The organism is Reyranella soli (assembly GCF_007992495.1).
In the GTDB taxonomy this organism is placed as follows: Bacteria; Pseudomonadota; Alphaproteobacteria; order Reyranellales; family Reyranellaceae; genus Reyranella; species Reyranella soli.
In genome coordinates, this window is record NZ_BKAJ01000288.1 from 1 (window position 1) to 5635 (window position 5635).

General features: G+C 66.6%; 7 protein-coding genes. All 7 read left to right on the top strand.

Annotated features, from left to right (window positions below):
- The coding region (ubiB, locus tag RSO01_RS45670) for a 2-polyprenylphenol 6-hydroxylase (RefSeq protein WP_218037668.1) at positions 1-1569 on the top strand (1569 nt) is incomplete at its 5' end.
- Between the two features lie 140 nt (positions 1570-1709).
- The gene (locus RSO01_RS45675; RefSeq protein ID WP_147157281.1) at positions 1710-1997 is read left to right on the top strand and encodes a GIY-YIG nuclease family protein; all 288 of its coding nucleotides are present in this window, start codon (positions 1710-1712) and stop codon (positions 1995-1997) included.
- A 100-nt stretch (positions 1998-2097) separates the two neighbouring features.
- Complete coding sequence (locus RSO01_RS45680) at positions 2098-2838, top strand: sulfite exporter TauE/SafE family protein (protein WP_147157282.1); 741 nt, start codon at positions 2098-2100, stop codon at positions 2836-2838.
- Between the two features lie 13 nt (positions 2839-2851).
- Positions 2852-4087, top strand: a complete 1236-nt coding sequence (gene coaBC, locus RSO01_RS45685) for a bifunctional phosphopantothenoylcysteine decarboxylase/phosphopantothenate--cysteine ligase CoaBC (RefSeq protein ID WP_147157283.1) — start codon at positions 2852-2854, stop codon at positions 4085-4087.
- Positions 4084-4566: a dUTP diphosphatase gene (gene dut / locus RSO01_RS45690; RefSeq protein ID WP_147157284.1), complete on the top strand. Its 483-nt coding sequence runs from the start codon at positions 4084-4086 to the stop codon at positions 4564-4566. Before coaBC ends, dut begins: the two co-directional genes overlap by 4 nt.
- 25 nt (positions 4567-4591) lie before the next feature.
- A complete protein-coding gene (locus RSO01_RS45695; RefSeq protein WP_147157285.1) occupies positions 4592-5059 on the top strand; it encodes an RrF2 family transcriptional regulator in 468 nt (155 codons plus the stop codon).
- 125 nt (positions 5060-5184) lie between these two features.
- Positions 5185-5541, top strand: a complete 357-nt coding sequence (locus RSO01_RS45700; protein ID WP_373868007.1) for a carboxymuconolactone decarboxylase family protein — start codon at positions 5185-5187, stop codon at positions 5539-5541.
- Positions 5542-5635: the final 94 nt, after the last annotated feature.

Here is a 5635-nt window from a genome sequence, read left to right on the forward strand (position 1 = left end):
CTCCACATGAGCGGGCCTGGAGGCCCGCGGTCCAGTAAGATGCTGCGCGCCATCCGCAATTCCTGGCGCCTGTTGCGCATGGCGCTGAGCCTGGCGCGGCACGATGCGCTGTTCCCGCTGGAGATCCTGGGCATCACGCCGGCGCTGGTCGTCTGGGCGCGCCTGTTCGCGCGGCGCCGCGACGCGCGTCGGCCGGGCGAACGGCTGACCGCGGCGCTGCAGGAGATGGGCCCATCCTTCATCAAGCTCGGCCAGGCCCTGTCGACCCGCGCCGACCTTTTGAGCGATCAGGTCGCCGCCGACCTGGCGCGGCTGCAGGATCACCTGCCGGCCTTCTCCGGCGCCGAAGCCAAGCGCATCATCGAGGCCGAGCTCGGCCAGCCGATCGACGCGCTGTTCACCAGCTTCGACGAAACGCCGGTCGCCGCCGCCTCGATCGCCCAGGTGCATTTCGCCGTCACCACCGACGGCCGCGAGGTCGCGGTCAAGGTGCTGCGGCCGGCCATCGAACTCGCCTTCGAACGCGATCTCGATCTCTTCTACTGGGTGGCCGAGCTGGTCGAGCGTACCCAGCCGCGCTACCGCCGCCTGAAGCCGGTCGATTCGGTGCGCGCCTTCGCCGACGTCGTGCGCGTCGAGATGGACCTGCGCATGGAGGCGGCCGCCGCCGAGGAGCTGGGCGAGAACTTCGTCGACGATCCCGGCTATCGTGCACCGACCATCGACTGGGACCGCACCGCCGAACGCGTGCTGACCTTGGAGCGCATCGACGGCATCCCGATCGGCGACCGTGACGCCATCGTCGCCGCCGGCCACGACCCCAACGAGGTCATGAGGAAGGCGGCAGAGGCCTTCTTCTATCAGGTGTTCCGCGACGGCTTCTTCCATGCCGACATGCATGGCGGCAATGCCTTCGTCGACCGTTCCGGCCACATCGTGCCGGTCGACTTCGGCATCATGGGCCGCATCGACGAGGATACGCGCGGCTATCTTGCCGAGCTTCTGGTCGCCTTCCTGCGCCGCGATTATCGCGCGGTGGCGGAGGTGCAGTTCCGCGCAGGCTACGTGCCGCCCGACCAGTCGCGCGAGATGTTCGCCCAGGCCTGCCGCTCGATCGGCGAGCCGATCTTCGGCAAGCCCAGCCATCAGATCTCGATCGCCCGCCTGCTGGCGCAGCTCCTGCGCGTCACCGAGCAGTTCGAGATGGCGGTGCAGCCGCAGCTCCTGCTGCTGCAGAAGACCATGCTGATGGCAGAGGGCATGGGCACGCGGCTCAATCCCAACGTCAATATCTGGGAGCTGTCGCGTCCGCTGATCGAGGAATGGATGCAGACCCACTTCGGCCCGCGCGCCACCGTCGGCCGCGCGGCCGAGGACGTGATGGAGGGCCTGCGCCGCCTGCCGCGCCTGATCGACAGCCTGCATCTCGTGGCCGAGCATGAGCGCCGCAAGGCCGAACGCGAAGCGGCCACGCCGCCGCCCATCCCCGGCCGCGGCTGGCGCCCAGGCTTCTCCGAGATCATCGCCGTCCTCGCGTTGATCGCTGCGATCGTCGCGTGGTGGCATTAGCCTCCCAACCGTCAGCCCGACAGACCCCAACCGTCATCCCGACCGGAGCGCGAAGCGCGGAGCGGAGGGACCTAGTCATAGGCGAACAATGCAACCCGTAATCGTAGGACGTTCCATGCGACAACCGATACTGTCCAGCCATGGAACGCAATCCGGTCGTCCACATTCTCGCCAGCCCGAACAGACGTGCCCTTTACATCGGCATAACGACCGACCTGCCGCGCCGCCTCGAAGAGCACCGTCAGGGAAAGGTCCATCACACCGCGCGTTACAACATCAAATGCCTGATTTATTTCGAAGCGCACGAAACCGCGCCCGATGCGATTGCGCGAGAGAAGCAGCTGAAAAACTGGAGCAGGGAGAAGAAGCTCATCCTCATAAACCGATCGAATCCGGATTGGCGGGACCTGAGTGGCGAGATCCACTGAGGAGGTCCCTCCACTCCGCTTCGCTCCGGTCGGGATGACGGGGTTATGAAGCTATGACTAGGTCCCTCCGCTCCGCGCTTCGCGCTCCGGTCGGGATGACATGACCGCCGACCAGATCATCTTCGGCCTTGCCGTCTTCCTGTTGGCGGGAACGGTCAAGGGGCTGGTCGGGCTTGGGCTGCCGACCATCGTCATTGCGCTCACGACGCTGGTGCTGCCGCTGACCGAATCGATCGCCATGATCGCGTTGCCGACCATCTTCTCCAATGTCTGGCAGGCGGCAGTGGGCGGCAACTTCTGGAAGATCCTGCGCCGCCAATGGCCGCTGATCGTGCCGCTGGCGATCGGGCTCTACCTCACCATGTGGCTGGTCGGCCAGAAGGGCCCCGACTGGGCCTTCATCGTCCTGGCGGCGGTGCTGATCGTCTATAGCGGCCTCGGCCTGCTGCGCATCCGCCTGCACATCCACGCCGACCTGGAGAAGCCGCTGGCGCCGGTGATCGGCGCCATCTCGGGCTTCGTCGCCGGCGTCGTCGGCGTGCCGATCATCCCTCTCATGCCCTACCTGCAGGGCCTCGACATCAAGCCTTCCGAGCTCGTGCAGACCTTGGGCGTGGTGCTCTGCGCCACCTCGTTGACGCTCACGTTTTCGCTGCTGAATTTCGGCCTTTTGGACGGTCCGCGGACCGTCGTCTCGGCCGCCGCGGTGGTGCCGGCGCTGGCCGGCATGTGGGTCGGCCAGCAGATCCGCCGACGCCTGTCGGTCGAGCAGTTCCGGCTGGCCGTGTTCTGGGCTTTGTTGCTCACGGGGCTGTATACTTTCGCCAGTCGGGTGTTGTGATAGGCTGGGGACCATGCTCAAGGGCAAGCGGATTCTGCTGATCGTCGCGGGCGGCATTGCGGCGTTCAAATCGCTCGAGCTCATCCGCCGCCTGCGTGAACGCGGTGCTTCGGTGCGCTGCGTGGTCACCGAGGCCGGCGCCAGGTTCGTCACGCCCCTGTCGCTGCAGGCCCTTACCGAGGACCGCGTCTACAGCGACATGTTCTCGCTGACCGACGAAAGCGAGATGGGCCACATCCAGCTCTCGCGCGACGCCGACCTGCTCGTGGTGGCGCCGGCGACGGCCAATGTCCTGGCGCGCATGGCGGCGGGCATGGCCGACGATCTCGCCGCGACCGTGCTGCTCGCCACCGACAAGCCGGTGCTGGCGGCGCCGGCGATGAACGTGCGCATGTGGACCCATGCGGCCACCGTGGCCAATGTCGAGACGCTGAAGCAGCGCGGCATCCACTTCATCGGTCCCAACGACGGCGCCATGGCCTGCAACGAGTTCGGTCCCGGCCGCATGTCCGAGCCGGAAGAGATCGCGGACGCCATCGAAAGCCTGCTGGCGCCGGCCGCAGCCGAGCGACCACTCGCCGGCAAGCGCGCCGTCGTGACGTCGGGCCCGACGCGCGAGGCGATCGACCCGGTGCGCTACATCTCCAATCATTCCTCGGGCAAGCAGGGCCATGCCATCGCCTCGGCGCTGGCGGCCCTCGGCGCCGAAGTCACGTTGGTCAGTGGCCCGGTTTCCATCGCCGATCCGCCGGGCGTGACGACCGTTCATGTCGACTCGGCCGACCAGATGCTGGCCGCCTGCCTCGCCGCCGGCCGGATCGATATCGCCGTCTGCGCCGCCGCCGTCGCCGACTGGAAGGCAGCCCGCCCGGCCGGCTCCAAGATCAAGAAGAAGGCCGGGATGGCGCCACCCAGCATCGAGCTGACGCCCAACCCCGACATTCTCGCCACGCTCTCCAAGCCCGGCCCGCAGCGGCCCGCCCTCGTGGTGGGCTTCGCCGCCGAGACCGAGAACCTGGTGGCCAACGCCATCGACAAGCGTCAGCGCAAGGGCTGCGACTGGATCGTGGCCAACGACGTGTCGCCCGCCGTCGGCACGTTCGGCAGCGAGCGCAACACCGTGCACCTGATCAGCGCCTCCGGCGTGGAAGACTGGCCGACCCTGGCCAAGGGCGAGGTCGCCATGCGGCTGGCCGGCCGCATCGCCCTGCATTTTGGCCGGCCAACCAAAGCCGAGGCAGCAGAATGAAGGGTGTCGAGACCGTCGAGATCGAGGTGGTGCGCCTCGCGCATGCCAGAGATCTTGCCCTGCCTGACTACGCCACGGCCGCCGCCGCCGGTGCCGACCTTCTGGCCGCCATCGACCAGGACATCGAGCTGGCGCCGCTGGAGCGCAAGATCGTGCCGACCGGCATCTCGATCGCGCTACCGGTAGGCTTCGAAGGCCAAGTCCGGCCGCGCTCGGGCCTGGCAGCCAAGAACGGGGTCACTATTGTCAATTCGCCAGGAACCGTCGATGCCGATTATCGTGGGGAGATCGGCGTGATTTTGATCAATCTTTCCAAGGAGCCATTCCGCATCAGTCGCGGCATGCGAATTGCACAGTTAGTCGTGGCCCGGCATGCCCGGGCCGTGTGGCGTGAAGTAAGCGAGCTCGACCGGACGGCGCGTGGTGCCGGAGGTTTCGGATCGACAGGAGTGACGGCGGGATCAGCCAAAAGCGCCTAAAGGCGCCTGAGGAGAAGCACTGGGGATGCCTCGGCTCAGCAAGAAAACCATGTTCGCCATCGAGGCCGTGCTCGACGTGGCTTTCCATGTCGGCGAGCATCCGGTGCGCAGCGGCGACATCACCGAGCGCCAGCGCATTCCCAAACGCTATCTCGAGCAGGTGCTGCAGCATCTGGTTCGGGCCGGCATCCTGGCCGGCAAGCGCGGTCCGCGTGGCGGCTATCGCCTGGGCCGCGAGCAGCGAAAGATCACCCTGGGTGAGGTCGTGCGCGTGGTGCGCAAGCTCGAGGCCGAGACCGAGCCCAACGATCCCGCGACCGGCTCGCCGCTCGCCCACGAGGTGGTGTGGCCGATGTGGGAGAAGCTGCGCGACGACATGATGGCCCAGCTCGACAACATCACCATCGAAGAGCTCTGCCAGCGGGCGCGCGCCAAGGGGTTGGATCAGCCCACGACCGGCCAGCCGCCGTCAACCGAGCGCATTGCCGTTTGATCTTTTGATCGCCCGAACTGATAACTCCGCCGTTCATCGAACTGGAGGAGTGACAGATGGCCAAGGCCAAGGTGGCTAAGAAAGCCAAGCCCAATCCGCGCAACAAGAAGCTCTACGACGAGGGCATGAAGGTGCGCAAAGCCGTGCTGGGCGCCGGCTACGTCGACAACTCGCTGGCGGGCGCCGCCACCGACGATTTCATGATGTCGTTCCAGGACGTCACCACCGAGTATTGCTGGGGCTATGTCTGGACGCGACCCGGCCTGCCGAAGAAGACGCGCTCGATGCTGAACCTCGCCATGCTGGCGGCGCTGAATCGCGGGCCCGAGCTCAAGCTGCACGTCAACGGTGCGCTGAACAACGGCCTCACCAAGGAGGAGATCAAGGAGATCTTCCTGCAGGTCGCGATCTACTGCGGCATCCCTGCCAGCCTCGACGCCTTCAAGACGGCGAGCGCCGTGTTCAAGGAACGCGGGATCTGACTTTCTCTGTGGACGCATCTTCATGTTCCTCTCCCCCGCTAGGGGGAGAGGATAGGTGAGGGGGCCACGACGTGCGTATCCCCCCCCCCCCCCC

Bases quoted from the DNA above. Each gene is read 5' to 3' on its own strand.
- RSO01_RS45675 (WP_147157281.1), top strand. From the start codon at position 1,710: ATGGAACGCAATCCGGTCGTCCACATTCTCGCCAGCCCGAACAGACGT.
- RSO01_RS45680 (WP_147157282.1), top strand. From the start codon at position 2,098: ATGACCGCCGACCAGATCATCTTCGGCCTTGCCGTCTTCCTGTTGGCG.
- coaBC (WP_147157283.1), top strand. From the start codon at position 2,852: ATGCTCAAGGGCAAGCGGATTCTGCTGATCGTCGCGGGCGGCATTGCG.
- dut (WP_147157284.1), top strand. From the start codon at position 4,084: ATGAAGGGTGTCGAGACCGTCGAGATCGAGGTGGTGCGCCTCGCGCAT.
- RSO01_RS45695 (WP_147157285.1), top strand. From the start codon at position 4,592: ATGCCTCGGCTCAGCAAGAAAACCATGTTCGCCATCGAGGCCGTGCTC.
- RSO01_RS45700 (WP_373868007.1), top strand. From the start codon at position 5,185: ATGAAGGTGCGCAAAGCCGTGCTGGGCGCCGGCTACGTCGACAACTCG.